A 26,745-nucleotide genomic window follows, 5' to 3' on the forward strand; every position below is an offset into this window, starting at 1 on the left:
TCAGGCCGCCCTGGCCATGAAGCCCGCGTTCAGATAGCCGGCCAGGTCCGCCTTCTCCTTGGCGATGCCGAACGCGATCATGTAGTCCTGCGTCGCGGCGAAGTCGGCCTCCCTGGGGACCAGATCGTCAAAGGTGAGCCGCCCTGCCGGCGTCGTCAGCACCGTCTCGACGACCGCCGGCCGCTGACCGATGAGCTTGACCGAGCCCTTGGCCGCCTCGGCCGGGCGCTCGGCGATGAAGGCCGCGGTGCGGACCATGCCCGACACCATCTCCTGGACCGCCTCCGGGTGCTTGTCGATCACCGCCTCGCGGACGTTGAGCACGCAGCAGATGTGGTCCGGCCAGATGTCCTTCGACAGCATCAGGACCTTGCCGACCTTCAGCGCCTCGGCCTGGGCGCCGAAGGGCTCGGCGACGATGTAGCCGTCGATCCGTCCCGTCGCCAGCGCATTGACCATCTCGGGCGGGGCCATGTCGAGGATCCGCAGGTCTCTGGCGGGGTCGATCCGATGCTCGGTCAGGACCTTGCGCAGCAGGATGTTGTGGGTCGAAAAGGGGCTCGGCACCGCGATCGAGCGGCCCTCGAGATCTTCGATGCGGTCGATGCCGGCATCCTGCTTGACGGTGATGACACTGCCGTTGCGATGCCCGAGCATGACGACCTGGACCGGTGCCCCCTTGGCCCGCAGCGTCAGCCCGATCGGCGTGAGCAGGAAGCCGCCGTCGATGGCGCCGGCCTTGAGGGCCTCCGCGATCTCCGGCCAGGACGAGAACTTGATCGGCTCGATGGCGGCTGTTTTGAACGACTCGCGCTCGGCGGCGACCATCAACAGGTGATCCGTGATCGGCAGATAGCCGATCTTGAGCCGCACCTTGCGGCCGCCCGCCAGCACGTTGCCGATCGTGCCCGGCATCACCGACAGCAGCGGCGCCGCCGCCATGGCGCGGCCTGCACCCTTGAGAAATTCACGTCTTTTCATGGCCATGCTCCTCCTCGTGGTGATGGTGATGATGGTGCTCGCCGTCACCATGGTCGTGGCCCGGGTGCGCGTGTCCCCCTCCCGGCCAGGGGCGCAGCGTCGACAGGCGTGCCGCGGCCGGTGCGCCCGCCGCCGCCCAGCCCAGTGCTGCCCGGCGGGCGTCCATGTCGGCAACGATGCGGCCGGCGAGCGCGATCGGGTCCGGATCGATCACCATGACGGCGCCCAAGATCTCCTGTGTTCCTTCGAAGAAGAAGCGCGAGACCTCCACGGAACCGCTGACCGGCGGGGCGATGCAGTGGTAGGAGTTGACGCCGAGCAGGCGGAAGCCGAGCGCCGCGCCGACGCCCTTCTCGTTCGACCACTCGGGGCTCGAAAAGGCCAGCGGCAGCCGCCGCAGCGGCTCCTCGGCGGCGTTCGACAGGGCACGAAAGAGGGCCGAGGCCCGCGCGTTGTCCAGGCATTCGCCCATGTGCCAGACCGGCGGCAGGGCCAACGGCCCGAGGACCGCGGCCAGCCCCGACCCGGCCCCGGCCAGTCCGTCCGGGAGGCAGAAGCCCATCTTGAGCAGTGCGAAGGCCGCGCAGCCGTTGGTCAGGGCGAGCACATCGTGCGCGATCAACTCCTCGGCGACGCGCACGACGGATTCTTCGTAGACCACTTTCGGGTTGTTGCAGCCAACCAGGTTGACGATGCCACGGATGCGCCCGGATCTCAGGTGATCGAGCAGCACCTGCGCCCCGCCGAAGGTCGCGAGCACGTTCTCGACGGAGAAGCCGACCTCCGCCTCCATGCGCGCCCGCGGGATGAACACCTTGCCGTCCTGGCGCTCGCCGAAGGCCTCGATCCCGCGACGGACGATCCGCTCGGCCAGCGCATCCGCCTCGGCGAGGTTCGAGTGGTGATGATCGAAGGCGATGTGCTCGGCCCCTGGGAGGCGGGTTGAATCGCTCGTCGTGACGACGCGTGTGTGGAAGCAGGCGGCCACATCCATGATGCTCGGGAAGATGTCCTGCACATCGGCCACCCACAGATCCAGGGCGCCGGTGCCGAGGACCAGCTCCGCGCCCATCGCGTTGGCCAGCGGCGTGATGTCGCCGAACTTGGCGAGCGCGCTGTGACCCGAGCAGCAGATGCCGTAGAGCCGGATCGTCTCGGCCCCCGAAGCACGCGCCTCGGCGACCAAATCCTCGCGCCGCGCCGCCTTGACGATCGCGGCGACCAGGACCGGCGAGTGGCCGTGCACGGCGATGTTGACCGTCCCCTCGGTGATGGCCCCGAGATTCGTCTCGATCCGGCTGCGCCTCGGCAGGCCGTAGAGGCAATCCATCGCGATCGCCGAGCCGACGACGCTGCTCCAGGCGAAGGCCAGCCCGCAGCGTAGGACCTGGCGCGCGACATTCTCCCAGTCCCCGTCAGTGCCCGTGCCGGTGCGGTGCAGCGCCTCGAAGACCTCGTGATAGGCGCCGACCGGCAGGATGTCGAGCTGCCGCCAGACCGCGAGCCGCTCCGGCGGGGCCATCGCCTCCAGCGTCCGGTGCGGCCCCGGCAAGGTCCGGCACAGGTCGTCGAGCAGGATCATCGCGATCTCGCCGGCCAGCTGCTCGACGGTCTTGTCCGGGCCGTCGATACCGAAGGCCTTGGCCGTGGCCAGCACCTTCTCGGGCCCCAGGATCGGCAGGTCGAGCGCGCCGTCTGCGGCCCCCTTGAGCGCCAGCATCACCTCGCGCCCGCGCGCGCCGTGCGCCGCGACGCCGGCCGCGGTCCAGCGCAGGATGTTGCGGGCCGCGATCAAATTGGCATCGGCGCCGCAAATGCCGCGCGGCTTCTTCGGGGTCACCCGGCAGGGCCCCATGTGGCAGTTCTTGCAGCAGGTCCCTTCGAGGCCGAAGGCGCAATGGGGCTTCTGCCGATCGAACCGATCGAAGGGCGTATCGATCCCCGCCTGCTCCAGATGCACGAGCATCGCGCGCACGGCCGGGTCCGGCGTGCGGGCAATGACATCGGCCTTGCTGGGAAACCTGTCAGTCGGCCTACCCATGGGTCACCCTCCCTCAAAGACGTGGCGATACCTCGAAGGATCCGAGGTGCCCGTGCGGAGCAGGTGGGCTCCGCCGTTTGCGGCACTGGAGCGACAGACGGTTGAAGCGATATCCGGTCGGCCCCGACCACTGCCTGCGACCAAGGACGTCAGCCGGCCTGGATCACCCGACCGCGAAGCGGCCTTGCGCTACGCCGACATCTCTGTAGCTCAGGATTCCATGGGCTGCCCTTACCGTCTTGCTTCACCGTGACACGCCCTAAGCCTCGGGCTGCCATGCCATGCACACCCCGGGACCGGGCGTGCCGAGATCCGTCCGCAAGCGGGCCGCTCCGATGCGGCGCGCTGCCAGTGCAGCGACAGGAGGTCGTGCGATCTGGCGTCGCAAACGGAAGGCTCGGGGGCAGGTCTCCGAGCGCCGAGGCAGGCGGTGACGCAGCCGCAGCGGGCATCGGGCGCACTGCGGGGAGAGCGGAGGGGGAGGTCGAGACCAAACCGGGCGGCGACGCCGGCGACCGCCGGATTCCCCCGATCAGACGCGTCGCAGCACCGCGAACTGGAAGGCCTGCGTCGAAGCCCAAGGGGTGGTATGGACCTCGCGGCGCTCGTCGACCACCTCGAACGCGCTCCGCCCTTCGAGGCCGAGCGCCGCCGCCATCGCCGGGGCGTCGTAGCGCTGGACCGGCAACCCGCTGCAGCGCTCGGGGCCGTCGAGGGCGAAGGTCGCCAGCACGACCCGGCCGCCGGGCGCCAGCGCGTGGTGCAACACCGCGGCGTAGCGCGCGCGGTCGTTCGCATCGGTGAGGAAGTGGAAGGCCGCGCGATCGTGCCAGATATCGTAGGCGGCCTCCGGGAGGTCGGCGGCCCTGATGTCTGCCTCGATCCAGGTCACGCGGTCGGCGCGTCGGCCGAGCCGCGCCCGAGAACGTGCCAGCGCAGCGGCCGAGAGGTCGAGCACCGTGATCGCGCCAGCACCGAGGTCGAGCAGGTGGTCGGGCAGCGTCGACGCGCCGCCGCCGACGTCGATCACGCGCGTCCCCGGACCGGGCGCGAGGGCGTCGATCAGCTCGATCGAGATAGCGAGCCGCGGCGTATACCAGCTCACCGCCTCTGGCTCCTTCTCCAGGTAGACGCGCTCCCAGTGCTCGCGACGGTTCATCGGCCTTCGTCCTCCTGCGGCGCGCACGCCGGCGCCCGAGTCGGGCGCGCGCGGTATGGGTCATTCGCCGTTCACGGGCGTCGAGGTCCGCACGGACTGCGATCAGGGCGAGGGCCAAACCGACCTCGCGGGCACGATCCTGGCCTCTCTGCGGGGGCGAGGAGAGACCGACAGATCGAGGACCGGCCGGAGCCGGGTAGCCCAGTGCCATGCTGCCCGTTACGATGCACATCCCGGCCGCCCCGATCGCCCTCGGGATCGGTCGGATCACTGGCAGGTGATGCAGGGCAGCGGCCCGCCCCCGCCGATTGCCGCAACACGCGCAGCCCGAGCGGCCCAGGTCGGTCCAACAACCGCTTGCAAGCCACCAGCTGCTCTTTCGCCCGCGATGCCTTCGGAGACATCATGGCAGACAAACGGATCACGGCCTATCAACTGAAGATCAGCCTGGTCGGCGCCAAGCCGCCGATCTGGCGGCGCCTGCTCATCGCCGGGTCGACGCCGCTGCCGCTCGTTCACGAGGCGATTCAGGTCGCGATGGGATGGACCAACTCGCACCTGCACCAGTTCGTCGCGGACGGGATCGTATACGGCATGGCGGACGATGGCCTCGACTTCGGCGAGACCCTCGACGAGTCCCGCTACAAGTTGAGCCAGCTCTTGCGGCACGAGCAGGATTCGCTGATCTACGAATACGACTTCGGCGACGACTGGCGGCACAAGGTCACGCTGGAGAAGATCGCGCTCGTCGGCGCCGACGCCCAACTGCCCCTCTGTCTCGGCGGCAAACGCGCCTGCCCGCCGGAGGACGTCGGCGGGATCTGGGGCTATCGTGACTTTCTCGATGCGATCGCCGATCCGCAGCACCCGGAGCACGAGGGCTATCTGGAATGGGTCGGCGGCGCGTTCGACCCGGGCGCATTCGACATCGACGAGGTCAATGCCCTCTTGTAAGAGTATTGCCGCTGAGGCCCGCATGACGAAGAAGAAGACCACAAAGGCGCAAAGGCCCCGAACCTCGGCCGCGCCGACGAGCCAGCTCAAGGCCATCGAGCGCCTGCTGGCGCGGCGCGACTACGCCAGCGCCATCACCCGGCTGCGACTCCTGATCCGGGCGCAGCCCGATCAGAGCGGACCGCGCCGCCTGCTCGTCGAGGCCTTGGCGCAGAGCGCCGGGCCCCAGGCGGCGGTCGTCGCGGCGCTCGAATGGGCGGAGGCGCGGCCCAACAGCCTGGACGCCCAGCAGGCGCTCTTCCAATATGCGTTGCAGCGCAGCCATGTGATGCTGGCCCACCAGACCGCCACGCGGCTCCAGGCGCTCGGCGCTCGCGTCTCCGGTTTCCCCCTGCCCGAGGACGACCTGCCAGAGCTGCTGCGACAGCCCGACGGGTCGGTGGCGACGATCGAGCAGATGGCCCGCTTCGACATCGGCAAGGTCTATCTGGAGAACCAGGACTTCGCCAACGCCGTCCAGCGGCTCGAGGGCCTGGACCTGATCCCGGCGCGGAACAATCGCGCGATATCCCTGTTCCACCTGGGCCAGATCGAGGAGGCCCTGGCGGCCTTCTTGGATTTCTGGCGCGCAGACGCCGGCAACCTGTTGGCGCTGGCCTTCGCGGCGCGCCTGCGCCTCTACCTGGGTGACGAAACCGGCGCCCAGGGTCTGGCCACGCCGCTGGCCGCGGCGACGGCACGGCGCATCGACGACGCCGTACCACAGCTCGAGGCCCTGCTGCTGCTCGGGCACGATGGCGCCTGGCCGGCCTATACCCGGTTCGAGCGCACGCCGGACGCCGACGCCGGTCCAGCCAACACCCGGGCGATGCTCTGCCATCTCGCGGCCTGCGCGGCCTGCCGGCAGGGCCGGGCCGCGCAGGCCAAACGGCTCTGGCACGAGGCAGCGAAGCTCGTGCCGCAATTCCGGTTGGCGGAGAATAACCTCGACCCCGGCCGGCAGGAGTCCCTGAGCCAGGGCTACCCGGCGGTGTTCGATGTCGGGCAGACCCTCCCGCTGGGCTGGCTGAACACCTTGCGTGCCACGCGGGACGGACCCGAGGCCGAGGCGCAGATCAACGCCCAGATCGACGCGCTGACGGCCTCCAACGCCTACCTGAAGGCCCTGTGTCTCGCCAGCGACCCAGCCCTGGCGCATCTGTTGTTCCTGATCCTGAAACGCCGTGCCGCGCACACCGACCAAGGGGCGGCCGCGCTGCTGGAGTCGCTCGTCCGGCTCCCGATCGGCACCAAGGGCGAGCGCTTCGACCTCCTGCGCTTCCTCGTCGAGCAGGGTCATCTGCCCCGCGACCAGCGGGTCGAGATCTGGAGCGACGGCGAGGTCCGGCAGGTCAAGCTGATCAACACCGAGGTCGTGCGCGAACCGCTACCGAGCGACCTGCCGGAGGACCTCGCGGAGCTGCTCGGCGAGTCGGTCGCCTGTTTCAATGACGGCGACTTCGCCGGCGCGGAGGCACGGGTCCAGCGGCTCCTCGCCGAGCGCCCGGGCCATCCGGTGGCCTCCGGAAATCTGGCCGGCCTGTACTCCGCTCAGGGCCGTGGGCGCGAGGCGCGAGCGCTCTTGCGCCAGGTCGTTGCCAGCCACCCGGACTATCTGTTCGCCCGCTGCAACCTGGCCGGCATGCTGATCAGGGATGGCCAGATCGACGAGGCGCATGAATTGCTCAAGGGTCTTGCCGAGCGTCCGACGCTGCACATCCAGGAATACTTCCTCCTCTACGGGACACTCGCGGTGTTGAACCGTGCCCGCGGCGACGAAGAGGGTGCGCAGGCGCTGATCGCCACCCTGGAAGGCCTGGTCGAGGACGAAGACGACGAACGCCGGCTCGCGATCGCCAAGGCGCAGCTGGCTCGGATGCCGAAGCACAAGCGAGCGAAGTGGATGCCGAAGCTCGGCAAGTGAGGAAGGTTGCGAGCGGTGGCGGCGATCGCGCCTGACCAGCTCGACCGCACCGCGAGGCACGCATGGGATCCCAGCGCCTTGGAGGGGCGATGGACCCGCCGGCGAGGGGCCGAGTCACATATTCCCTGTCCTGCGCGCCCGTGTGGCCCCAGGTCCCAGACTCGGGTCGATGGGGCTGGTCGGGGCCGCCCCTCAGGCGCGAGCGGCGAGGAGCCGGTGCTCGAGGCTGCCGCCGTCGAGGACCATCGGACGCCTTGGCGCGGCGCGACGCGCAAGGAAAACGACCGGCGGGACGGCGCCGCCGTCGACCTTGACGGCCCGTCGGGCGGCGAACGGGGCAGCCGGACGGAGACGGCGGCCCAAGGCCAGCGCCAGGGCCGCGCCGAAGGCGACGAGCGCCGCCTGGCCGGCGCCAAGCGGGGACAGGAGACCGAGCCCGACGAGCATCAGCGCGGCCGTCGCCGCCGCCTTCGCCACCGGACCCGAAAGGAGACCGCACGCGCCCCCTGAACCCATATCGTGTCTGTTCGCCATGGAACGCTCCTCTGCAAAGGCGGCCATCGACTAGAACCAGGCTGGAGCCTACCGCCATCCCGGTGAAGCGAACGCCAAGGGGCAGTCAACGGAGCGTCAAGGTCCCCCGAAGAGGAGCCGGGCGATGGTGCCGCCGCCCGGCCGGTCGGCGAGCCAAATCCGCCAGCCCTGACGGGCGCAGAGGCGCTGAACCAGCGATAGCCCGAGGCCGGCCCCGTCGCTGTCGCGACCGCGCACGTACGGCCGGAAGAGATCGCCACCGTGCCGACCGATCGCCCGCGCGATGCCTGGGCCGGTGTCGTGCACCTCCAGCGCGTCGGGCTCGATGCGGAGCGCGACCTCGCCCTCCTGCGTGAAGCCCAACGCATTGCGCAGCAGATTGCCGAGGACCATCGACAGGACCGCCCGGTCGGCCGCCAGCTGCGGACGCGCGCGGACCTCGAGCCTGAGCGCCACCGGCTTGGCGCGGAACAAGGCCCGGTAGCGCTCGACGAGCTCCTCGGCGACGGCCGCGACGTCGCACGGCGGCGCCTCTGCCCGTGGCCCCGCACCCTGCTCGCGCGCCAGCGCCAGCAGGGCTGCGGTCATCTCGCCCATCTCGGCGACGGCGCGCCCGATGCGGGCGACGCGCGCCTGGCTGCGCTCGCTGAGCGTCGGGTCGGCCGCGAGCAGCTCGGCCGCGCCGGCAATCACGGCGAGCGGGGTGCGCAGTTCGTGGCTGACGTCGCCGGTGAAGAGCCGCTCGCGCTCGCCGAAGGCGTGCAGGCGCGCGAGATAGCCGTCGAAGTCGGCGGCCAGCTGCTGGACCTCGTGCCACGGGAACTCGCCGGCGAGTGGCGGCGGCGCCTCGCCCGGTTGAAGCCCGGCGACGCGCCGCACCAGACGCGTGACCGGCGCGATCACGCCCGAGGCGAGCCAGCGCCCCGAGACCGCCGCGACGACCGTGATCAGCGCCACGCTGACGCTGAGCAGCACGAGAAAGAGCCGCTCGCGGCGTTGGAGGGCGCTGACATCGAAGAGGACGACGAAGCGCTGGTCATCGACGCGGCGCACCGCGGCGCGGTATGGCGTGCCGTCGAGGACCAGCTCGTGGCGCCCGGGCGGCAGCGCCGCGACGGCCGGCGGGACCGGCATCGTGCCACCGCTCGGGGCGACGAAGAAGGCGCGGATGGTCGCGGTGCGTTCCGGCAACGACTGGGGATTGCGCGCGCGCCGGGCGATGTAGTCGTCGAGCTCGGCGGTCAGCGTCTCGTCGACCAGACGCCGCTCCAGGTCGTGCGAGGCAAGGTACATCAGGGTCGCAAGCGACAGGCTGACCAAGGCGGCGAACGCGGCCAGCGTGATGGCCACCCGATTGCGCAGGCTGCGCCTAGCGTTCATCCGGGGCAACGAGCCGGTAGCCGATGCCGCGCACCGTCTGCACGAGCGGCTCGTCCGCCTCGCGGTCGATGGCGCCACGCAGAATGTGGATGTGGGTACGCAGCGCATCGCTGTCCGGCGGATCGTCGCCCCAGACCGCGCGCTCGAGCTCAGCGCGGCGCACGACCGCCGGCGAGCGGCGCATCAGGACCTCGAGGATGCGCAACGGGATCGGCGCCAACTCGATACGCCGCCCGCCGCGCTCGACCCGCAGCGTCTCGGGGTCGAGCGCCAGATCGGCGACCGCAAGCCGGGCTCGCGTCGTCTCGCCGCGCGCCCGTCGGGCGAGCGCAGTCAGACGGGCCTCCAGCTCCGGCAGCGCGAACGGCTTGACCAGATAATCGTCGGCCCCGTAGCCGAAGCCATCGAGCTTGTCGGCGAGGGTGTCGCGGGCGGTCAACATCAGCACCGGCGTCGCGACCCCGGCCTCGCGCAGCCGCGCGCAGACCTCGAGCCCGTCCATCCCCGGCAGCATCAGATCGAGCACGATCACGTCGTAGCGGCCTTCGAGCCCGAAACTCAGCCCGACCAGACCGTTCTGTGCGATCTCGACCGTATGCCCGCGCGACTCGAAGAAGTCGATCAGGTTGCCGACCAGGTCCGGATTGTCTTCGATCAACAGCAGGTGCATGCGCTTACAGTAGCAGATGCGGCGAGGCCGGGCGGGCGCCACGAAGACGCGCACGGCGGTCGCCCCCCGGAGAAGGCGGCGAGGCGGCTTAGGAACGGCGCGGAAACAACCGATACAAGCACGCGGAAGACAAGACACTACGAAATGCGCGAAAGTCGCGAAAACATGGCAGATTCTCCAGCGTATATTCTGCTTTTTCGCGTGTTTCGCGCATTTCGTAGTTCAGAAGATGCGCCGGTTGTTCTTGCATCGTCACTTATCCTCGGCGCCCCTCCTCTCGAATCTGGAGCCTGGCGTCCGCGCCGCGCTCGTAGCCCCGGACGAAGTCGATGATCTCCTGCACCCGCTCGCGCGATGGCCCGTTCAGGCCACTGCCGTAGCCCGAACCGTAGTGCACGCAGTAATCGGCCGCGAGTTGGTAGCCGGACGCAGGCGAGGGCCGGATCTCGAGCCAGATGGCGAGTGCCTCTTCGATCAGCAGCAGGTCCCAGTCCTCGATCTCCCGGACTGGCCCCCATGCGAGCCGGGTGTAGTCGTTCTGGAATGCCCGCAGGCGAAGGTACAACCCCCTCGCCGCCGACCAACCCGGACCGTTCTCGGCGACCCCGGGGGCCGAGAGGAGGACCTCGACCTCGTCGAACAGCGCGCGGGCCTCCCCGGTCGCCCGAGGGCGGCCGCGCGCCAGCGCCCGGCCCGCGAGCCAGAGGGCGAAGGCCCGCAACCGGTCGGGCGACTCGAACCACTTCTTCAGCACGGTGAGGCGCAGGCGGTCGGCGTTGCCGTTGCGGTCGATCTCGTCGATGATCGATTGGAGCTTGGTCAGGATCGTGGCAGGCATCGTCGTTGAGCATCGGCAGTCGAAGGGAAGGACCGCAGCGATTGTCCCACGGTCGCCGCTTGCTGTGCCGCCCGGCGGTTCGCGGCATAATCGAACGGCCGGCGAGGCCGGTGCAGGCCTTTTACGGAGTCACCCTATGTTCACCGGTATCATCCAGGCGGTCGGCGAGGTGCGCCGGCTCGAGCCCCGCGGCGGGGATGTGCGGCTGGTCATCGCGACCGGCAAGCTGGCGATGGACGGCGTCGTCATCGGCGACAGCATCGCCGTCAATGGCACCTGCCTGACCGCGGTAGCGCTCGGCGGCGCCGAGTTCGCCGCCGACGTCTCGCGCGAGACGCTGGCCCTGACGACGCTCGGCGCGCTCGGGCCGGGCAGTCGGGTCAATCTGGAGAAGGCCCTGACCCTGTCGACACCGCTCGGCGGCCACCTGGTCAGCGGCCACGTCGATGGCGTCGGCGAGGTGCTCGAATTCCGCGAGGACGGGCGCGCCTGGCGGCTGCGGCTCCAGGCCCCGCGCGAGCTGGCCCGCTACATCGCGCCGAAGGGCTCGATCGGCATCGACGGCACGAGCCTCACGGTCAACCGCGTCGCCGGCGCCGAGTTCGAGCTGATGATCGTCCCCCACACGCTGGAGGAGACCATCATCTCCGGCTACCGCTCGGGCACCCGGGTCAACCTCGAGGTGGACCTGATCGCCCGCTACCTGGAGCGCCTAGTCCTCGGCGAGCGCGCCGCCGATCCGAACGCCGGCGCCATCACCGAGGAATTCCTCGCCCGCCACGGCTTCCTGAGGTGAGCCCGGCGCGGGCGCGAATCCATATGACGCCCGCGCGCGCCGTCTGCTAACCTATGGGGCTTCCCCGCGTCCAGCCGAGCGATCTCCCTTTGCTGCCATGGCCTTGAACTCAATCGAAGAAATCATCGACGACCTGCGTGCCGGCAAGATGGTCGTCATCATGGACGACGAGGACCGCGAGAACGAGGGCGACCTCCTGATGGCCGCCGACTGCGTGACGCCCGAGGCCATCAATTTCATGGCCCGCTACGGCCGCGGCCTGCACTGCCTGACGCTGACGAAGGAGCGCTGCGAGCGGCTGCGCCTGCCGCTGATGGTCTCCGACAACAACGCGCCGCTCGGCACGGCCTTCACGGTCTCGATCGATGCCGCCGTCGGGATCAGTACCGGCATCTCGGCCGCCGATCGGGCCAAGACGATCCGCGACGCGGTCGCCCCGGACGCCTCGCCGCACGACCTGGTGCAGCCCGGGCACATCTTCCCGGTGATGGCCCAGCCGGGCGGCGTGCTGGTGCGCGCCGGGCACACCGAGGCCGGCTGCGACCTGGCCCGCCTCGCCGGCCTGTCGCCGGCCGCCGTCATCGTCGAGATCCTCAACGAAGACGGCACCATGGCACGCCGCCCGGATCTGGAGGCCTTCGCCGCGACCCACGGGCTCAAGATCGGCACCATCGCCGACCTGATCCACTACCGTGTGCGCAACGAGAAGACGGTGCGCTGCGAGGGCGACTGCGAACTCAACACCGAGTACGGCCCCTTCCGCGTCGCCGCCTACCGCGACACGATCGATGACCAGGTCCACCTGGCGCTGACCCGCGGCCAGATCTCGGCCGAGCGCCCGACCCTGGTGCGCGTGCACCTGCAGAATGCCGTCTGCGACCTGTTCGCGACCCGCCACTCGGCCTGCGGCTGGCCGCTGCGCGATGCGATGCGCCAGATCGCCGACGAGGGCGAGGGGGTCATCGTCGTCCTGCGCAACCGCGACAATGCCACCGACATCCTGGCGCGGCTGCGCGACTTCCAACTCCACGACGAGGACGATCGCGTGCCGCCGCGCCGCCAGGACCGCAACGCGCTGCGCACCTACGGGATCGGCGCCCAGATCCTGGCCGATCTCGGGGTCGGCAAGATGCGCGTGATGAGCGCACCGCGCTCGATGCACGGCATCTCCGGCTTCGACCTGGAGGTCGTCGAATACCTCGGCGGCGACGGCGCCTGACCGGCCCAGACCAACCCATCACCACAGGAACACGAGGGTCCGCCCGATGATCCACACCGTCGAGGGGCTGCTGCACGTCGAGCAGGCCCGCTTCTGCCTCGTCGTCTCGCGCTTCAACAGCTTCATCGTCGAGTCGCTGCTCGCCGGCGCCGTCGATACGCTCAAGCGCCACGGCGCCCAGGAGTCCGATCTGACCATCGTGCGCGTGCCCGGCGCCTTCGAGATGCCGGTCGTCATCGAACGCATCGCCGCCAAGGGCGGCTACGATGCGATCATCGCGCTGGGCGCCGTGATCCGCGGCGGCACACCGCACTTCGAGTACGTCGCCGGCGAGTGCGTGAAGGGCATGGCCCAGGTCAGCCTCAAGTACGCCCTTCCGGTCGCCTTCGGCGTGCTGACCGTCGACACCATCGAGCAGGCGATCGAGCGCGCCGGCACCAAGGCCGGCAACAAGGGCGCCGAGGCGGCCCTGTCGGCGATCGAGATGGTCAGCCTGCTGCGGGCGCTCGACTGAGATGTCGAGCCCCCGTCGCCTGGCGCGGCGCTACGCCGTGCTCGCCCTCTACCAGTGGCAGCTCACCGGCAAGCCGCCGCAGGAGATCGCGAGCGACTTCCTCGACGACCCGGAGTGGCTCGAGGAGGTCGCCGCCGGGCTGCGCGGCGAGGCCGATGAGGCGGTGGAGGACGCCGCGGCGCGCCGCGATCGGCGCTTCGACCTGGGCCTCTTCGACCGCCTGCTGAAGGGCGTACCGCGCGAACTCGACGCGATCGACGCGCAGCTCCAGGCGGCCATCGACCGGCCGCTGGCCCAGGTCGACCCGGTCGAGCGGGCGATCCTGCGGCTCGGCGCCTTCGAGATCCTGTTCTGCCCCGAGGTGCCCTACCAGGTCGCCATCAACGAGGCGATCGACCTCGCCAAGCTGCTCGGCGCCGAGCAGGGGCACCGCTACGTCAACGGCGTGCTCGACCGGCTCGCCCGCGCGCGGCCGCCGGCCAACCCCCGGACCGCCACGACGCCACCGCGCTGACCCGTGTCCGAGCGGGACCTGATCCGCGACTACTTCGCCGCGCTCGGCGCCCGCCGCGCCGACGTCCTCTGCGGCATCGGCGACGACTGTGCGCTGCTCGCGGTGCCGCCCGACCGCCAACTCGCCATCAGCATCGACACGCTGGTCGCCGGCGTCCACTTCTTCGCCGACTGCAACCCGCAGGCCCTCGGCCACAAGTCGCTCGCCGTGGGCCTGAGCGACCTCGCGGCGATGGGTGCCGAGCCGGCCTGGGCGACGCTCGCCCTCACGCTGCCCGAGAGCGACCCCGACTGGCTCGCCGGCTTCGCCCGCGGCCTCGGCGAACTCGCCACCGCCCACGGCGTCCAGCTGGTCGGCGGCGACACGACGCGCGGCCCGCTGACGGTGAGCATCCAGGTCCACGGCCTGGTCGCCCCCGGGCTCGCCGTGACCCGCGCCGGCGCCCGCCCGGGCGACCTCGTCTGCGTCTCCGGCACCGTCGGCGATGCGGGCCTCGCGCTCCGCCAGCTCGCCGCCGGCGAGGCACCGAGCGCGACGCTGCGCCGACGGCTGGAGCGCCCCGAGCCGCGCGTCGCCCTCGGCCGACGGCTTGCCGGGCTCGCGAGCGCGATGATCGACTGCTCCGACGGGCTCGCCGGCGATCTCGGGCACATCCTCGCGGCGAGCGGCGTCGGCGCCGACCTGGAGCTCGCGGCCCTGCCGCTTGGGCCCGAGGTCGCGGCCGTCGTCGCCGCGAGCGGCGACTGGGGGCTGCCGCTCGCGAGCGGCGACGACTACGAGCTCTGCTTCACGATCCCGGCGGCGCGCCGCACCGAGCTCGAGGCGCGCTCGACACCCGATTGCCCGGTGACCCTGATCGGGCAGATCACGGCCGCGCCGGGGCTGCGCTGCCGCGGCCCGGACGGCGACCTCTGGCCCCTCGCGAGGAGCGGCTATGACCATTTCGCCCCCTGAGCCCCGGCCCGGTCCCCTCAAGGCGGGCCGGGTCGTGGCGCGCTTCGATTGGCGCCGCCCTCACCACTGGCTGGCCTACGGCGCGGGCTCCGGTCTCTCGCCCTGGGCGCCCGGGACGGCCGGCACGCTGGCCGCGATCCCGCTCTATCTGCTCGTCGCGCCGCTGCCGCTCGTCGCCTACCTGGCGCTCGTCGCCGCCTCCTTCGCCATCGGCGTCTGGGCCTGCGACAAGACGGCCCGCGAGCTCGGCGTCGACGACCCCTCGCCGGTCGTCTGGGACGAGGTCGTCGGCCTCCTCGTGACCCTGATCGCGGCGCCGCCCGGCTGGGTCTGGGTCCTCATCGGCTTTCTGCTGTTCCGCCTCTTCGACATCCTCAAGCCCTGGCCCATCCGCGTCCTCGATCGCGACCTGCACGGCGGCCTCGGCATCATGCTCGACGACCTGGTCGCCGGCCTGATGGCCTGGGGCGTCCTCCAGGCGCTCCATCTGGCGTTCGGCTGAGGGGCCCGGCGCGGCCACCCATCGCTCGCAAAAACCGGCCGGGCGCCCAACAATCAAGGCATCGGACCTCGACGGGAGGAAGCCATGGCGCGGACGATGCGAATCTCGGACCCGAAGCGGCCGGCGAGCGGGCGCCGACCCCGACGGCTGACCTCACCCCTGCCGCTCGGCCTGCTGCTCGGCCTCTTGATGTACTGGACGACCACCGCCCAGGCGGCGGAGATCCGGGCCTGGCTGACGCAGGCGACGACGCCCAGCGACCGACCGGTCGACCTGATCATCGAGCTCAGCGGCGCCACCGCCTCAGCCTCCAGCCCGCTCGACCTGTCCGGGCTCGACGCCGACTTCCGCATCCTCGATCGCCGCACCCAGACGAGCGTCACCATCGTCGATGGCCAGCGCAGCGAACGCTACCGACTGACCCTGAGCCTGCTCCCGACCCGCACCGGCGAGGTGACGATCCCGCCGATCGAGGTCGGCGACGAGGCCAGCGCCCCGCTGCGCCTGACCGTGACCGAGGGCTCAGCGCTCGCGCCGATACCCGACCCCGCCGTACCGACCATGTCGATCGGCGAACCGGCGCCGAGCACCGTGCCGGCGCGCGCCACGGTCGCGGCCGAGGTCACCCCCGACGAGGTGCGCGTCGGCCAGCAGCTGCTCCTGACGGTGCGTGTCGCGCGCGAGGGCCCCCTGCGCGCCGCGCGTCTCGCCGACCCGCAGCCCGACGGCGCCGAGGTCGTGCCGCTCGGCGAGGAACACAGCGGCGAGATCTACGAGCGCCGCTACGCCCTCTTCCCGCAGCGCCCAGGACCGCTCGAGATCCCGCCCCTCGTGTTCGAGGCCGACACCCCGAGCGCGCCGGGATCAGGACCGAAATCGCTGCGCGCCGCCTCCGAGGCCCTGACCGTCGCCGTCCAGCCCCGCCCGGCCGCGGCCGACGAGCAGCCCTGGCTGCCCGCCCGCGCCGTCGGACTGAGCGAGACCGAACCGAGCGGCGAGCGCACGGTCGCCCCGGGCGAGGCGTTGGAGCGGGTCATCTCCATCACCGCCGACGGCCTGCCGGCCAGCGCCCTGCCGGAGCTCCCCGTCGCCGCACCCTTCGAGCTCCAGGTGCGCCGCGCCCCGCCCGAGCTCTGGGACGAGCGCACCCCGCAGGGCGTCGTCGGCCACCGCCGCGAACGGATCTACCTGACCGCCCCGGAACCGGGCCGCTTCCGCCTCCCGGAGCTGCGCCTCGCCTGGTGGGACACGGCCCGCGACGCGGCCCAGGTCGCGACCCTGCCGCCCGTCACGCTGGTCGCCGGCACCACCGCGGCGGGCGGCTCGTCCGCCCAGGTACAGACGGTCGGCACCGAGGCCAGGCCGCCGGCGCCGCGCGGCGCGGGCGAGGAGCGCGGCCCCTGGCTGGTGCCCGGCTTCGCGATCCTGGTCTACCTCCTCTATCTGGCCACCCGCCGCTCGCGCCGGCAGGACCCGGCGTCGACCAAGACGAACACACCGCAGACCCCCGAGCCTGACCCGCCGCGCGACCCGCGCGCCGAGGCGGTCGCCGCCGTGCGCGCGGCTTACACCGCCGGCAACGCCGCCGCCGCGCGCGAGGCCCTGCTCGCCTGGTCGCGGCTGCGCTGGCCCGACGACCCGCCCGGCAACCTCGCCCGCCTCGTCCTGCGCTGCCCGGAACCGCTGCGCAGCCAGATCGCGCTGCTGGAGAAGGCCTTCTTCAGCCCGCAACCGATCCCGTGGGAACGCGAGCCGGTCTGGAAGGGACTGGCGAAGGAGGATCGTTAGGCGGAGAAGGCGCGCCCAGCGCCTTTTCTACTCAGACGGGACACATCGAAGGCCGGCGGACAGTCGGCCGATCGAAGCCGGACGGTTGCTCCGACGGAGGCCGGACACCCAGGTCGTCAGGGAGGCGACGCGAAGGAAGACCAGCGGGCCACGAAGGCCCGCTGGGTGTCCGCGTGGTTACAACAGGGTTCATCCCCCGAACGGCGCCCCGCCCTGGTTGCCAAGTTCGCAGACGATCCGCGGCAGGGAGTCCTCCTGCGTGCCGCTCTGGCCCCGACACCACAACACAACAAATCCGTTGCGCAACGGATTTGTTGTGTTAGTCTGCGCATGGACTTGAAGCTCGGAGGTCCCCATGCCCTGCTTCGATCGACTGGAAGAGACCGCTGCCCTGTGGCAACAGCTTGCCGCCGGCCGCAACCTGCTGATGCTGGCGCCGCGGCGCATCGGCAAGACCGTGCTGCTCAATCACCTGTTCGCGACGGCCCCGGCCAACCGCTTCCGCGCCATCCTGCTCGATGTCGAGGGCTTGATGGACGAGAAGGCGTTCTTCCGCGAGTGCTGCGCCTCGATCCAGGAGGAGCAGAGCACCGGGAAGCGGGTGATGGCGAGCTTCGCCCAACGCCTTTCCCAGTTGCTGCACGGCGGCGGCGCGCAGGCGGAGGAAGGCTGGCGCGGCCTGCTGGTGCGCACGGACTGGCAGGCCTTCGCCGAGGCCCTGCTCGATCACATCGACGACCACCAGGACGACCCGCCCTGGGTGATCCTGGTCGACGAGCTGCCGGTCTTCCTGCAACGACTGCAGGAGCGCGACGGCGCCGCCGCCATTCGCGACTTCCTGTACTGGCTTCGCGGAATGCGGCAGAAGCACCGGCGTATCCGCTGGCTCTACGCCGGTTCCATCGGGCTCGATGGCGTCGCGCGCCGCCACCGCGTGGAGGGGGCGCTGAACGATCTGGACCCGTTTCAACTCGGGCCATTCTCGCCCGACACGGCGCGCGGCTTTCTCGCCGACCTCGCCGCGCGGCGCGGCCTGGCCTTGCGCGACGGCGCGGCCGATCGCGTGTGCGAGCGGCTCGGCTGGCTGTCGCCCTACTATCTCGAGCGCATCGCCGAAGATGCCTGCGCCCGCGCCGCGGCCGGCAGCGTGGTGGACCTGGGCCAGGTCGATGCGGCGATGGACCGGCTGCTGGACCTGGACAAACGCCTGTACTGGGCCAGTTGGCGCGAGCATCTGGATCGCAACTTCCCCGAGCCGGACCGCGCGCGGCTCTATCGCGTCCTGGAGACCGTGGCCAAGGCCGACGCCGGTGCCGACACCGGCCTGCTGCTCGCGGCCCTGACCCGTGGCGATCAACTCGTCAGCGAGCTGGAGCTGCGCGACCTGCTCGACACCCTGTGCACCGACGGCTACCTGGTCCGCGCCGCCGATGGCCGCTACCGCTTCCAGATGCGGTTGCTGCGGGAGTGGTGGCTGCGCTTCGTCGTGCTCTGACGGGAGGGCCTCGGTCATGGGCGAACTGCTGGAGCTCGCGGTCTACAACCCGGCCATCCTGAGCGACCAGGCCTTCCTGAACGGCTTCGTCGCCCGCCAGGCCCTCGCCGAGCGGCTGTTGCAGCGGCTCGGCGAGACCACTGCCGACGGGCTCGCGACCCATCATCTGATCCTCGGCCAGCGTGGCATGGGCAAGACGAGCCTGCTGCGGCGCCTCGCGCTCGGGGTGCGCGACGACCCGCGCCTGGCCGCGGTCCTGCTGCCGCTCCGTTTTCGCGAGGAGCAGTACAACGTGCACAACCTGCGCGTGTTCTGGCTCAACTGCCTGGATGCGCTGGGGGACTGGCTCGAACAGCGCGGCGAGGTCAGCAAGGCCGCCGCCCTGGATCGGGACGTGGCGCGGCTCGGCCCTGGTGTCGGTCAGGACGCACCCGATGCGGACCCCGAGGGGGACGCCGCACTGGAGACCTTCACCCGCTGGACCCGGGCCGAAGGTCGGCGGCCCCTGCTGCTGCTGGACAACCTGGACATCATCCTGAACGGCCTGGCTCGGCAGCAATGGCGCCTGCGCAAGGAGCTGCAGCGCCCCGGCGGCATCCTGGTCGTCGGTGCCGCCACCGGTTGGCTGGAGGCGACCGAGGCGCCGGGCTCGGCCTTCTACGATTTCTTCCAGATCACCTTGTTGGAGCCCCTGTCCGCCGACGAAATGCTCACCTGTCTGCGCCGGCTCGCGGCCCAGCGCGGCGAGCCGGGGCGCGCGGTGCTCCAGCTGCTCGCGACCGACCCCGGCCGCATCCGCGCGCTGCATGACCTCACCGGCGGCAATCCGCGCACCCTGACCCTGCTCTATCTGCTCCTCGAGACGGACACCGGCGGCGATGCGCTGACCGATCTCGACCGGCTGCTGGATCAGGTCAGCGTCTTGTACAAGGCGCGGATCGAGGACCTGGCGCCTCAGTCCCGTGCGGTACTCGATGCCGTCGCGCTGGCCTGGGACCCGGTGCTGGCTGCCGAGGTCGCCCGCGCATCCGGCCTGGAGACCAAGACGGTCTCGGCACAGCTGACGCGGCTGGAGCGCGACGGCATCCTGCAGAAGGTCAGCGTCTCGCGCAGCCATCGGGACGCCTTTCAACTCGCCGAGCGCTTCTTCAATATCTGGTACCTGATGCGCCACGGCCCGCGCCGCCAGCGCGTCCGGCTGCGTTGGCTCAGCGCCTTTCTGCGCGGCTTCTACAGCCCGGTCCAACTGCGCGAGCGCGCCCGGTCGCTGCTGAGCGGCGCCGAGGGGGCGGGCCTAGAGCGCGGGCAATACCTGGTGGCCCTGAGCGACGCGGAGGACGAGCCCGCCTGGCGCCGGGCGCTGGCGCTGCAAGCCGAGCGCGAAATCGCCGCCGATCTGGCGCGCAGCGGCAAGCGGCTCGCCGACATCGGCGACCTGAGCGACCTGCCCCGCCCGGAGACGGCCGAGGACTGGGATCTGCACGGACTCCTGCTGCGAGGGCAGCTTGGGCGGCCCGACGAGGCCGAGGCGGCCTATCGCACCGCGGTGCGGCTGGACCCGCAATACGGCTCGGCGTGGCGGCACCTCGGCACCCTGCTGAGCGCTCAGGGCCGCTACGAGGAGGCGGAGGCGGCCTTGCGGACGGCCATCGGCTGCGGCTCGGGCTGGTGGGCATGGATCGACCTGGCGGGGCTGCTGCTGCGGACCAATCGGCTCGCCGAGGTCGAGTCCGTCTATCGCGATGCCCTCGACCGCAACCCCGAGGACCCGCTCGCCTGGGGGGCGCTCGGCAACCTGCTCGCCCAGGATCCAGGGCGAGCCCCGGATGCCGAGGCGGTGCTGCGCCGGGCGACGGGCCTGGATCCGGCAAACCCGTATCACCCGAAAAACCTCGGCCAGCTTCTCATGCAATCCGGTCGACTCGACGACGCGGAAGTGGTGCTGCGAGGAGCGGTCAGGCAGCATCCATCGGCGCCGACCTGGGGCACCCTCGGCTACCTGCTGCTCTATTTCCGCGAGCAGCTGGATGAGGCCAGGGAGGCCTACCTGAAGGCCCGCGATCTGGATCCGACGGACGTAACCGTGGTCAGCAATCTGCTGGCCATCGCGCTGTTGAACGATGACGCAGAGCCAGTTGCGGACACCGACTTCAACGCCATTATCGGCCGCCACCCCGCGAGTGGCGCCAACCTGCTGCGGGCACTGCGGGGGCTCGTGCGCAACGACCTGCCCGCGGCCGCGGACGGCTTCGCGGCGGCCTTGAGCGACCCGGACGGCGAGGCGCTGACCCTGTACCAGGGCTTCGTGCTGCTTCTGCTGCGCGAAGCCGCGCGGCGAGGCCATGGGGATGCGCTGCTCGCCGCCCTGCGCGCGCGCGGCATCGGCGACACCCACTGGCCGCTGGTGGCCGCCTACGACGCCTATCTGCACGGCGAGGCCCGGCTCGCGGATGCGAACCCCGAGGTGCGCATCGCCGCCCGGCGCATCTTCGACTGGCTCGATGCCCCGCGCCGAGGCGGCGCAGGCGACGGCCGACCCGGGCCGACCAGACGCGCCGGCGCTCCACGCCAGCCACCTCGTCAGGCGGGCCAGCGGCCGCCCGCCGGCAATCCTGAACAGGCTCGCTGAGAGCGGCAAGGGGCAGGGCGTCGACAAACGCCAGATCCGCGCCATGGTGCGAGGCCGAGCTCCCAAGGAGTTTCCGCACCTCGTGCGTGTCGTCGAGGACACCAGGCAGCGGCGCCCGGATGCAGTGCCGGTTGCGGCAAAGCGGGCGGAAGAGCGTGCCCAACGCGCTCCGGCGAAGTTGCCGGGGCGAGCCGCCGGCGGGCAAGAGCGTCGACCCAGTTTCCGCGAAGCGGCCGAGGATGCCGCTTGTCTGCCCGAATGCCGTTGCCAGCTTTTGCCGAGCGCGCCAGCTTCGTAGCATGCCAACGATGAGCATCTCCCACCTGGTCTCGCCGGCCACCGCCTCGCGGAGATCGCAATGCGCGATCGACCAACTGCGCTGCCTTACGGAACCAAGGCGATGCGTCCGGTTGCCCGATTGTCGCCACTTTGGGGGCGAAGACCGCTTGCGACCCCGAGCGGCCAGTCGGCCTATGGCGTGCAGTGACCGGTCCGCATCCGTCACCTGACGTTCTGTTGGGCTTGCTCGCGTCAAGCAGTCCAAGACTCGCGCCTTGCGGAAACTGCTTGAATGGCCTAAGGTCGGCCGATGTAGGACATCCCCCAAAGGCAATCGATGCGCGAAGTCGTCTCCATCCGGGAAGCCAATCAGCACCTTTCGCGTTACCTGGAGCGGGTCGAGCAGGGTGCCGAGATCATCATCACCCGGCGCGGCAAGGCCATCGCTCGCCTGCTGCCCATCGAGGCTCAGCCACACTTGTCCGATGCCCAGCGTGCCGCGCGCGAGCGTCTGCGGGAACGGATGACTCGCGGCTATGCGCTCGGCGGGGCTCGCGTCGATCGAGAGGTCCTCCACGAGCGCGATCGGGACCAAGAGCCGGACCGATGAAGGCGCAGCGCTTCAGCGTCGACACCAACATCCTCATCTACAGCATCGACGTCGACGCGGGTACGCGGCACGAGCAGGCCCAGGCCGTGATGGACAGACTGCCCGATGCGGATTGCGTGCTGACCCTCCAAGCCCTCGCCGAGTTTTTCCATGCCGTCACGCGCAAGGACAAGATGCCGGCGGCAGACGCGGCCGCCATGGTGCATGACTGGATGGAGCTCTTTCCGCTGGCCGTTGCCGATGGTCGCACCCTGAGCGGAGCCATCCGCCTGAAGGAAGCGGATAGCTTCGCCCTCTGGGATGCCATGCTGGTCGAGGCGGCCCGCGCCTCAGGGGTGACCCGTCTGCTTTCGGAAGACATGCAGGACGGCCGCATGGTCGGTGCACTTCGCATCGAAAACCCGTTCAAGGAGGGCTTCGACCTGGGTCTGGATTGACCTGGGTCGGTCGAGCCCAGTCGTATCCATGTCCCAGCATCCCCTCTTCGACGTCACGCCCGAGCACATCCTCGCACTCGACGACGAGGGTCTGCGCCTTCTGATCGCCCAGCTCGGCAAAGCCGATCTCCGGCGCCGGCGTCTCCCGGTAAGCGCCGTGCTTTACGGCGGCAATCAGATCGCCGCCGATGGCGGGATCGATGTCGGCGTCGGCTGCATAGCGGCCAGGGACCGCTTTCGACCCAGACCTGCGCCGCTCGGCGTCGAGTCCTGAGCGACCGCTCCGGACGCATAGCTGTCATGCTCGATCCCGGCGCCGAGACCACCAGATCCCCCAAACCAGCCGCTGGTCGCCTGCAACTCTCAAAGTACGAGACGTTCCCATGCAAGTTATTTCGAGCCTCGGCACGGCAGAAATCGAAAAATGGTGGACCGTGATTGAGGTACGGCTTCGAGACCCGAGTCTGCGGAGCAACAACATTGACAGAGACCCTATTGCGTGCTCGACTGAGTGCAAAATAAAGTACCGGAGCCGCCGTGAACAGCATTCCAGCCCAAGACATCAAGCGCCGCGGGATCTCCGTCGTCGATGAGGCGCTTCGCGACGGCCCGGTTCATGTCATCAAGAACAACCGCCCGAGCTATGTCGTGCTCACGGAAGCGGCCTATGCAGAGCTCTTGGAAAGCTCCCACGATGCGGCCAGGGCACGTTTGCGGGAGTCCCTGAACGACTTGGAGACCGGTCGAACGAGCCGCTACGAGAACGCCGATGCCTTGATGAAGGCCCTCGACGCCGACGAATCATGAGCTTCGCGCTGGTCACGACCCAGCATCTCGAGCGTCGCGCACGCAAGTTGTTGCGCAAGCATCCCGATCTTCGCCAAGCCCTGCGGGACACCCTCGACGATCTCTGCCGAGATCCCTTCCAACCGAAGCTCAAGCTACATCCGCTCTCCGGCAATCTGAGCAGAATCCAGGCTGTCAGCCTGACCTACTCATACCGAGTGACCCTGCTGGTGAGGGTGACCGAACAGGAGATCGTCCTGCTCGACATCGTCACTCACGACGAGGTCTACCGTTGAAGATCTCCGCCAAGGACATCAAGCTTTCGGCGGCCCGCTCGGTGTCCGGACTTAGGAGCAAGGCCCTACCGGCAGGCTCAGACACGAATCGCCTCGCGCTCGATGTGAGGAACCAACTCTCGGCGCAATGCCTTGCGAGTGACCAGATCAACGAGGCGCCCAAGAAGGACTTCGAGATAGAACTGGACGCCGAAGTAGCGTTGCGAGGTTGAGGGCCCATCGAAGACGACTAGGATGTCGATGTCGCTGTCCACTCGCTCATCGCCACGAACGGTCGACCCGCAGAGCGCCAGCTCGGAGGCACCGAAGCGTCGAGCCAGATCCGCCTTATGCTCGGCTAGAAGCTTCAGCGTTTGGTCACGGTTCACGTTTGCACCCGTACAGCAGGAGCAGAAGCTCGGTTTCGCGCCTCAGGGGCGGTGATTGGATCAAGATGCCCTGTCCCAAGCCTAGCATGGGACGCCCTGGGTCACCTCATCCGTGCGCAGGAGTCCGCCTACGGGCACATCGCCGCCCATCCCGACAACATCTACCACCGCCGACAAGGCAACCGATCGTCGTCCTCGCAATCTTTCATGGCCAGCGCGACCCCACCATCCGGCAGCGCAGGCCCTGAACGCGAGTACCCCCGTACTGGCCGACTCTCCAGCCTCTGAGATGGCCCTTGCCTCGCTGAGGCTGCCGAAGGACCGCTTGCGACCCAGAGCGGACATAAACGTCGCGTTAACCCGCGCTTGACGGCGACGACCGGAGCGGTAGCGAAGGGAGGAAGCGGTCAAGCGTCGGCATTAAACGCTTTGTTCAGATCGTCGCCCGCTTCGCTCAGACGATCTAACCTTATTCGTTAGCTGAATCATTGGAACCGCTCCAGGAACGTAGTTAGCGCCTCTTGTGGATCGTCTAGGTCCGATACCACAACTTTGATCTCCCACTGTTCAAGAATTGCCTCCTGAACGGGATTAGGGCGGTTAGTAAAAAAGTACGATTTCGGCTGTACGCCCTTTCGCTTTTCAGAACGCCATAGCTTCGCGAGCTTGTAAAACAGGTAGCGGAGATTAACGTCCGAAAGGCTATACCCGACAAAGAGAACTGATTTTCCCAGCACATCCGATCTAAGTTTTATATCAAGGGGCGTTTCAAATTCCAGGCGCTCAAAGTACGCAGACTCATCTAGTACGATGCTATCGTCGTCATCGAAGTCACCGTGAAACTTAATGATTTGCGGGACCCCATCTCTAATGGTCGGTATGTCCGAAACGCCAGCGACCTTGATGTATCGCCTGGAGTAGAAATCGAAGGAATGTTCCAACCAGCGGTCATAATTGGTTGTATAAATCATTGGGAAGTGCGCTTTGGCGATGAGCTCATGAACTTTGGACTTCGTGATATCGACTGAAGTGGAATGCCAATTGGTATCCATCCAGCTACGCAAAGGCCCGATACTTCCCTTCTTTAAGCGGTAGTATTCGGCTAACGCGAGGCTGTCCCCAAAGGACTTATAGATCGCGGGGTCGTATCCCAGCTCGATAGCGATGTGATCGATTAGCTCCGACCAAGTAGGCAAGCCAAGATTCTTCGACACCCCAGCGCCGACGAAGAGAATGACGTTCCCATCTCTATATGAAGATATGAGTTCTTCCATCAAGCGTGTGCCTTCTTCAGGAAATCGGAGAACTCATCAAAGGCTCGGCGTCTCATGGATATTTCGTTCTTTTCTGCCCCTAACTCGGCGAATGTTTTGTTGTAGCCGTCGGGGATAAAAACGCAATCCCATTGGAAGGCCCTATTACCTTTCGGTTCTTGCGCTATCCTGCCGCCGATTTCTCCCGTGAATGTATGTATTTTTCGACCGTCGCAGTACGCGATAACTGTCTTCGCCGTCAGAGTAGGGGGATCGAGCTTACCGAGTAGTTCCGAGAATCTGTCCGCCTGCAGCTTGTCCCACAACACCTGCGTTAAGCCTCCGGGAAATCCTTTAAGAGTGTCGATATAAAGCCCAGTGTGCTCGATGAAAACCGGTCTTCCGATTATGTGAAACGCTTTTATAGCCTTGTCGCGTACGATGGCGTCGATATCTTCGGTTTGGATCTCGTGGATTTCGATCGGGGCGTGGACAACGGATATCCCTGTCCCTTCGAGAATAGCTGCCACTTCTTCTGCTTTATGTGGGTTTTTTGTTAGGAATCGAAGCTTCACGCCGTGACACCATTTCCAGAGCGATGAAATTGGGTTGATACAGCTAACGTTCAGAATAACGCGACCCAAGCCGTGCTGGCGCGAAAGCTTGACATTTTGCGCGAACGGTGCGCGCGGTTTGGGGTCGCAGTTTATTCGCTTGTTGGGCTAGTATTCGCTGACTTCAATTGAACAACTTTAAGTTCTTGAAGCGCCGAGAAGACGTTTTCCATCTGATCTACAACAGCTTTTTCCGAGCATTTCCTTTCGTACAAATATCCGAGCATTTGTACTGTAGAATTGAAACAGGCTTCGCTATTCTGGTAACGATATGCCGCGAACTTCCAATCTACTCCGACCGGAATGTCGGGACGCGAACAAGCGTTTTTCAGCTCTAGGGAAGGATGAACCGCTAGGTCTCTGTACTTCATTATGTCAATAATGGCTTGCCGAAACTGCTCGAACACGCTTTTGTCCAGCGCGTAAACGCGCCGGATAACCTCGGCGACTTGCTTCGCTCTTGACGTCTTTTTCTCCTTCCAATGTTCGATATCGGATTCCGATAGCTTCGCATATGGACGGAGTTGGTCGTACAACGCATCAAGCGCGATACCACACGATACAAAAACCTGCATTGATGGCTCTAGCTCTGATATCAGAAGCGCTTTCTGGCTTTCCGTGTCTTCAGACCACTCTTCAACCAAGGCTTGCGATGCACTTTTCGCTAGCCGGAGGTTATCGCGGGCGATTCTGATCCAGATAGGTAGTACATTGTACGCTGTAGAAAGAATAAGTTTGGAACCACTTTCCGCGTTGTCTCCAAGGCTGATTGTAAAGTCCCCAGGAAGAATCCCGACTTTCATGCCCCGAAAGATGAGCACCCCTTTGGACATTGTTCATCCCCTTGTAGCCCAACGCCAAGCCTCAGCGGAGCGCCCCCTTTTGCGCGTCCGCTGGAGGCGCATGTTAGAAATTAGTATTCTATATTCTCTCGCTCGATTACCATCTGAAGAAAAACAAGGTATTGCTTTTTTACATCTTTATGACTAAACTGAAGTTTCTCATTTCCGCATAGCGAGATCATAATATAAGCAAACACTAATAAACGCGCATATTAGTGAAAGCTTATTGACGAATGCCATGCGGCGGCAATGACAAAAAGGGTGTGACAAGCGCGGGCAAATCGGCGAATAAACAAGCAGTTAAAGGTGAATACGGGCTCGCTTCGGCG

Annotated in this window: 27 protein-coding genes; 16 read left to right on the forward strand and 11 right to left on the reverse strand. The window is 68.0% G+C overall.

Annotation, left to right across the window (positions count from 1 at the left end):
• The 3 genes from CKO41_RS02570 to CKO41_RS02580 form a co-directional block, all read right to left on the reverse strand.
• A complete protein-coding gene (locus CKO41_RS02570; protein ID WP_200381158.1) occupies positions 1–981 on the reverse strand; it encodes an ABC transporter substrate-binding protein in 981 nt (326 codons plus the stop codon).
• Positions 968–3,022, reverse strand: a complete 2,055-nt coding sequence (cooS, locus tag CKO41_RS02575) for an anaerobic carbon-monoxide dehydrogenase catalytic subunit (protein WP_200381159.1) — start codon at positions 3,020–3,022, stop codon at positions 968–970. The genes CKO41_RS02570 and cooS overlap by 14 nt, the downstream gene beginning before the upstream one ends.
• Positions 3,023–3,554: 532 nt before the next feature.
• The gene (locus CKO41_RS02580; protein WP_200381160.1) at positions 3,555–4,181 is read right to left on the reverse strand and encodes a class I SAM-dependent methyltransferase; all 627 of its coding nucleotides are present in this window, start codon (positions 4,179–4,181) and stop codon (positions 3,555–3,557) included.
• Between the two features lie 405 nt (positions 4,182–4,586).
• Here CKO41_RS02580 and CKO41_RS02585 point away from each other — a divergent pair, with 405 nt between their 5' ends.
• Together CKO41_RS02585 and CKO41_RS02590 are read left to right on the forward strand one after the other, a co-directional pair.
• A complete protein-coding gene (locus CKO41_RS02585) occupies positions 4,587–5,135 on the forward strand; it encodes a plasmid pRiA4b ORF-3 family protein (RefSeq protein ID WP_200381161.1) in 549 nt (182 codons plus the stop codon).
• Between the two features lie 22 nt (positions 5,136–5,157).
• The gene (locus tag CKO41_RS02590; protein WP_200381162.1) at positions 5,158–7,098 is read left to right on the forward strand and encodes a tetratricopeptide repeat protein; all 1,941 of its coding nucleotides are present in this window, start codon (positions 5,158–5,160) and stop codon (positions 7,096–7,098) included.
• A 192-nt stretch (positions 7,099–7,290) separates the two neighbouring features.
• Here the strand turns inward: CKO41_RS02590 and CKO41_RS02595 are convergent, their stop codons facing one another.
• The 4 genes from CKO41_RS02595 to CKO41_RS02610 all read right to left on the reverse strand — a co-directional run bounded on the left by CKO41_RS02595 (position 7,291) and on the right by CKO41_RS02610 (position 10,520).
• Positions 7,291–7,632 (reverse strand): hypothetical protein, encoded by a 342-nt coding sequence (locus CKO41_RS02595; protein WP_200381163.1) that lies wholly within the window; start codon positions 7,630–7,632, stop codon positions 7,291–7,293.
• 96 nt (positions 7,633–7,728) lie between these two features.
• Positions 7,729–9,012 carry a sensor histidine kinase gene (locus tag CKO41_RS02600; protein WP_200381164.1) on the reverse strand — a complete coding sequence of 428 codons (1,284 nt, stop codon included), beginning with the start codon at positions 9,010–9,012 and terminating at the stop codon, positions 7,729–7,731.
• Entirely contained in the window at positions 9,002–9,682 is a 681-nt protein-coding gene (locus tag CKO41_RS02605; protein ID WP_200381165.1) for a response regulator transcription factor, read from the reverse strand. The genes CKO41_RS02600 and CKO41_RS02605 overlap by 11 nt, the downstream gene beginning before the upstream one ends.
• Positions 9,683–9,938: 256 nt before the next feature.
• Positions 9,939–10,520, reverse strand: a complete 582-nt coding sequence (locus CKO41_RS02610; protein ID WP_200381166.1) for a hypothetical protein — start codon at positions 10,518–10,520, stop codon at positions 9,939–9,941.
• 136 nt (positions 10,521–10,656) lie between these two features.
• Here CKO41_RS02610 and CKO41_RS02615 point away from each other — a divergent pair, with 136 nt between their 5' ends.
• The 14 genes from CKO41_RS02615 to CKO41_RS02680 all read left to right on the forward strand — a co-directional run bounded on the left by CKO41_RS02615 (position 10,657) and on the right by CKO41_RS02680 (position 23,339).
• Positions 10,657–11,316 (forward strand): riboflavin synthase, encoded by a 660-nt coding sequence (locus CKO41_RS02615; RefSeq protein ID WP_200381167.1) that lies wholly within the window; start codon positions 10,657–10,659, stop codon positions 11,314–11,316.
• 97 nt (positions 11,317–11,413) lie between these two features.
• Positions 11,414–12,535, forward strand: a complete 1,122-nt coding sequence (ribBA, locus tag CKO41_RS02620) for a bifunctional 3,4-dihydroxy-2-butanone-4-phosphate synthase/GTP cyclohydrolase II (protein WP_200249002.1) — start codon at positions 11,414–11,416, stop codon at positions 12,533–12,535.
• A 46-nt stretch (positions 12,536–12,581) separates the two neighbouring features.
• On the forward strand, positions 12,582–13,049 hold the full coding sequence (gene ribH / locus CKO41_RS02625) for a 6,7-dimethyl-8-ribityllumazine synthase (RefSeq protein ID WP_200381168.1): 468 nt from the start codon (positions 12,582–12,584) through the stop codon (positions 13,047–13,049).
• 1 nt (position 13,050) lies between these two features.
• A complete protein-coding gene (gene nusB / locus CKO41_RS02630) occupies positions 13,051–13,563 on the forward strand; it encodes a transcription antitermination factor NusB (RefSeq protein ID WP_200248991.1) in 513 nt (170 codons plus the stop codon).
• A gap of 3 nt (positions 13,564–13,566) precedes the next feature.
• Entirely contained in the window at positions 13,567–14,517 is a 951-nt protein-coding gene (thiL, locus tag CKO41_RS02635) for a thiamine-phosphate kinase (RefSeq protein WP_200381169.1), read from the forward strand.
• On the forward strand, positions 14,498–15,019 hold the full coding sequence (locus CKO41_RS02640; RefSeq protein WP_200381170.1) for a phosphatidylglycerophosphatase A family protein: 522 nt from the start codon (positions 14,498–14,500) through the stop codon (positions 15,017–15,019). The genes thiL and CKO41_RS02640 overlap by 20 nt, the downstream gene beginning before the upstream one ends.
• A 96-nt stretch (positions 15,020–15,115) precedes the next feature.
• Entirely contained in the window at positions 15,116–16,807 is a 1,692-nt protein-coding gene (locus CKO41_RS02645; protein ID WP_200381171.1) for a BatD family protein, read from the forward strand.
• A 355-nt stretch (positions 16,808–17,162) separates the two neighbouring features.
• Positions 17,163–18,302 carry an AAA family ATPase gene (locus CKO41_RS02650; protein WP_200381172.1) on the forward strand — a complete coding sequence of 380 codons (1,140 nt, stop codon included), beginning with the start codon at positions 17,163–17,165 and terminating at the stop codon, positions 18,300–18,302.
• Positions 18,303–18,318: 16 nt separating this feature from the next.
• The gene (locus CKO41_RS02655) at positions 18,319–20,931 is read left to right on the forward strand and encodes a tetratricopeptide repeat protein (RefSeq protein WP_200381173.1); all 2,613 of its coding nucleotides are present in this window, start codon (positions 18,319–18,321) and stop codon (positions 20,929–20,931) included.
• A 616-nt stretch (positions 20,932–21,547) separates the two neighbouring features.
• Positions 21,548–21,820 carry a type II toxin-antitoxin system Phd/YefM family antitoxin gene (locus CKO41_RS02660; protein ID WP_200381174.1) on the forward strand — a complete coding sequence of 91 codons (273 nt, stop codon included), beginning with the start codon at positions 21,548–21,550 and terminating at the stop codon, positions 21,818–21,820.
• Entirely contained in the window at positions 21,817–22,257 is a 441-nt protein-coding gene (locus CKO41_RS02665; protein WP_200381175.1) for a PIN domain-containing protein, read from the forward strand. Before CKO41_RS02660 ends, CKO41_RS02665 begins: the two co-directional genes overlap by 4 nt.
• Positions 22,258–22,285: 28 nt before the next feature.
• On the forward strand, positions 22,286–22,531 hold the full coding sequence (locus tag CKO41_RS02670; protein WP_200381176.1) for a hypothetical protein: 246 nt from the start codon (positions 22,286–22,288) through the stop codon (positions 22,529–22,531).
• Positions 22,532–22,794: 263 nt separating this feature from the next.
• Complete coding sequence (locus tag CKO41_RS02675) at positions 22,795–23,064, forward strand: type II toxin-antitoxin system Phd/YefM family antitoxin (RefSeq protein ID WP_200381177.1); 270 nt, start codon at positions 22,795–22,797, stop codon at positions 23,062–23,064.
• Positions 23,061–23,339, forward strand: coding sequence for a type II toxin-antitoxin system RelE/ParE family toxin (locus CKO41_RS02680; RefSeq protein WP_200381178.1), 279 nt, complete (start codon positions 23,061–23,063; stop codon positions 23,337–23,339). The genes CKO41_RS02675 and CKO41_RS02680 overlap by 4 nt, the downstream gene beginning before the upstream one ends.
• A gap of 77 nt (positions 23,340–23,416) precedes the next feature.
• Here CKO41_RS02680 and CKO41_RS02685 read toward each other — a convergent pair whose 3' ends face one another.
• The 4 genes from CKO41_RS02685 to CKO41_RS02700 form a co-directional block, all read right to left on the reverse strand.
• Positions 23,417–23,707, reverse strand: coding sequence for a nucleotidyltransferase domain-containing protein (locus CKO41_RS02685; protein ID WP_200381179.1), 291 nt, complete (start codon positions 23,705–23,707; stop codon positions 23,417–23,419).
• Positions 23,708–24,192: 485 nt separating this feature from the next.
• Positions 24,193–24,981 (reverse strand): SIR2 family NAD-dependent protein deacylase, encoded by a 789-nt coding sequence (locus tag CKO41_RS18535; RefSeq protein ID WP_242463894.1) that lies wholly within the window; start codon positions 24,979–24,981, stop codon positions 24,193–24,195.
• Positions 24,981–25,535 (reverse strand): non-canonical purine NTP pyrophosphatase, encoded by a 555-nt coding sequence (locus CKO41_RS02695; protein WP_200381180.1) that lies wholly within the window; start codon positions 25,533–25,535, stop codon positions 24,981–24,983. The genes CKO41_RS18535 and CKO41_RS02695 overlap by 1 nt, the downstream gene beginning before the upstream one ends.
• 131 nt (positions 25,536–25,666) lie before the next feature.
• Complete coding sequence (locus CKO41_RS02700; protein WP_200381181.1) at positions 25,667–26,407, reverse strand: hypothetical protein; 741 nt, start codon at positions 26,405–26,407, stop codon at positions 25,667–25,669.
• Positions 26,408–26,745 lie beyond the last annotated feature (338 nt).

It is taken from the genome of Thiococcus pfennigii, from assembly GCF_016583835.1.
GTDB lineage: Bacteria > Pseudomonadota > Gammaproteobacteria > Chromatiales > Chromatiaceae > Thiococcus > Thiococcus pfennigii.

What these genes read in the sequence shown, in the direction of transcription:
- CKO41_RS02570 (WP_200381158.1), bottom strand. Translation starts at nt 981, where the DNA reads ATGAAAAGACGTGAATTTCTCAAGGGTGCAGGCCGCGCCATGGCGGCG.
- CKO41_RS02655 (WP_200381173.1), top strand. Translation starts at nt 18,319, where the DNA reads ATGGGCGAACTGCTGGAGCTCGCGGTCTACAACCCGGCCATCCTGAGC.
- CKO41_RS02640 (WP_200381170.1), top strand. Translation starts at nt 14,498, where the DNA reads ATGACCATTTCGCCCCCTGAGCCCCGGCCCGGTCCCCTCAAGGCGGGC.
- nusB (WP_200248991.1), top strand. Translation starts at nt 13,051, where the DNA reads ATGTCGAGCCCCCGTCGCCTGGCGCGGCGCTACGCCGTGCTCGCCCTC.
- CKO41_RS02660 (WP_200381174.1), top strand. Translation starts at nt 21,548, where the DNA reads ATGCGCGAAGTCGTCTCCATCCGGGAAGCCAATCAGCACCTTTCGCGT.
- CKO41_RS02670 (WP_200381176.1), top strand. Translation starts at nt 22,286, where the DNA reads ATGTCCCAGCATCCCCTCTTCGACGTCACGCCCGAGCACATCCTCGCA.
- CKO41_RS02610 (WP_200381166.1), bottom strand. Translation starts at nt 10,520, where the DNA reads ATGCCTGCCACGATCCTGACCAAGCTCCAATCGATCATCGACGAGATC.
- ribH (WP_200381168.1), top strand. Translation starts at nt 12,582, where the DNA reads ATGATCCACACCGTCGAGGGGCTGCTGCACGTCGAGCAGGCCCGCTTC.
- CKO41_RS02680 (WP_200381178.1), top strand. Translation starts at nt 23,061, where the DNA reads ATGAGCTTCGCGCTGGTCACGACCCAGCATCTCGAGCGTCGCGCACGC.
- CKO41_RS02590 (WP_200381162.1), top strand. Translation starts at nt 5,158, where the DNA reads ATGACGAAGAAGAAGACCACAAAGGCGCAAAGGCCCCGAACCTCGGCC.
- CKO41_RS02595 (WP_200381163.1), bottom strand. Translation starts at nt 7,632, where the DNA reads ATGGCGAACAGACACGATATGGGTTCAGGGGGCGCGTGCGGTCTCCTT.
- CKO41_RS02650 (WP_200381172.1), top strand. Translation starts at nt 17,163, where the DNA reads ATGCCCTGCTTCGATCGACTGGAAGAGACCGCTGCCCTGTGGCAACAG.
- CKO41_RS02665 (WP_200381175.1), top strand. Translation starts at nt 21,817, where the DNA reads ATGAAGGCGCAGCGCTTCAGCGTCGACACCAACATCCTCATCTACAGC.
- cooS (WP_200381159.1), bottom strand. Translation starts at nt 3,022, where the DNA reads ATGGGTAGGCCGACTGACAGGTTTCCCAGCAAGGCCGATGTCATTGCC.
- ribBA (WP_200249002.1), top strand. Translation starts at nt 11,414, where the DNA reads ATGGCCTTGAACTCAATCGAAGAAATCATCGACGACCTGCGTGCCGGC.
- CKO41_RS02585 (WP_200381161.1), top strand. Translation starts at nt 4,587, where the DNA reads ATGGCAGACAAACGGATCACGGCCTATCAACTGAAGATCAGCCTGGTC.
- CKO41_RS02645 (WP_200381171.1), top strand. Translation starts at nt 15,116, where the DNA reads ATGCGAATCTCGGACCCGAAGCGGCCGGCGAGCGGGCGCCGACCCCGA.
- CKO41_RS02605 (WP_200381165.1), bottom strand. Translation starts at nt 9,682, where the DNA reads ATGCACCTGCTGTTGATCGAAGACAATCCGGACCTGGTCGGCAACCTG.
- CKO41_RS02700 (WP_200381181.1), bottom strand. Translation starts at nt 26,407, where the DNA reads ATGTCCAAAGGGGTGCTCATCTTTCGGGGCATGAAAGTCGGGATTCTT.
- CKO41_RS02600 (WP_200381164.1), bottom strand. Translation starts at nt 9,012, where the DNA reads ATGAACGCTAGGCGCAGCCTGCGCAATCGGGTGGCCATCACGCTGGCC.
- CKO41_RS02580 (WP_200381160.1), bottom strand. Translation starts at nt 4,181, where the DNA reads ATGAACCGTCGCGAGCACTGGGAGCGCGTCTACCTGGAGAAGGAGCCA.
- CKO41_RS02615 (WP_200381167.1), top strand. Translation starts at nt 10,657, where the DNA reads ATGTTCACCGGTATCATCCAGGCGGTCGGCGAGGTGCGCCGGCTCGAG.
- CKO41_RS18535 (WP_242463894.1), bottom strand. Translation starts at nt 24,981, where the DNA reads ATGGAAGAACTCATATCTTCATATAGAGATGGGAACGTCATTCTCTTC.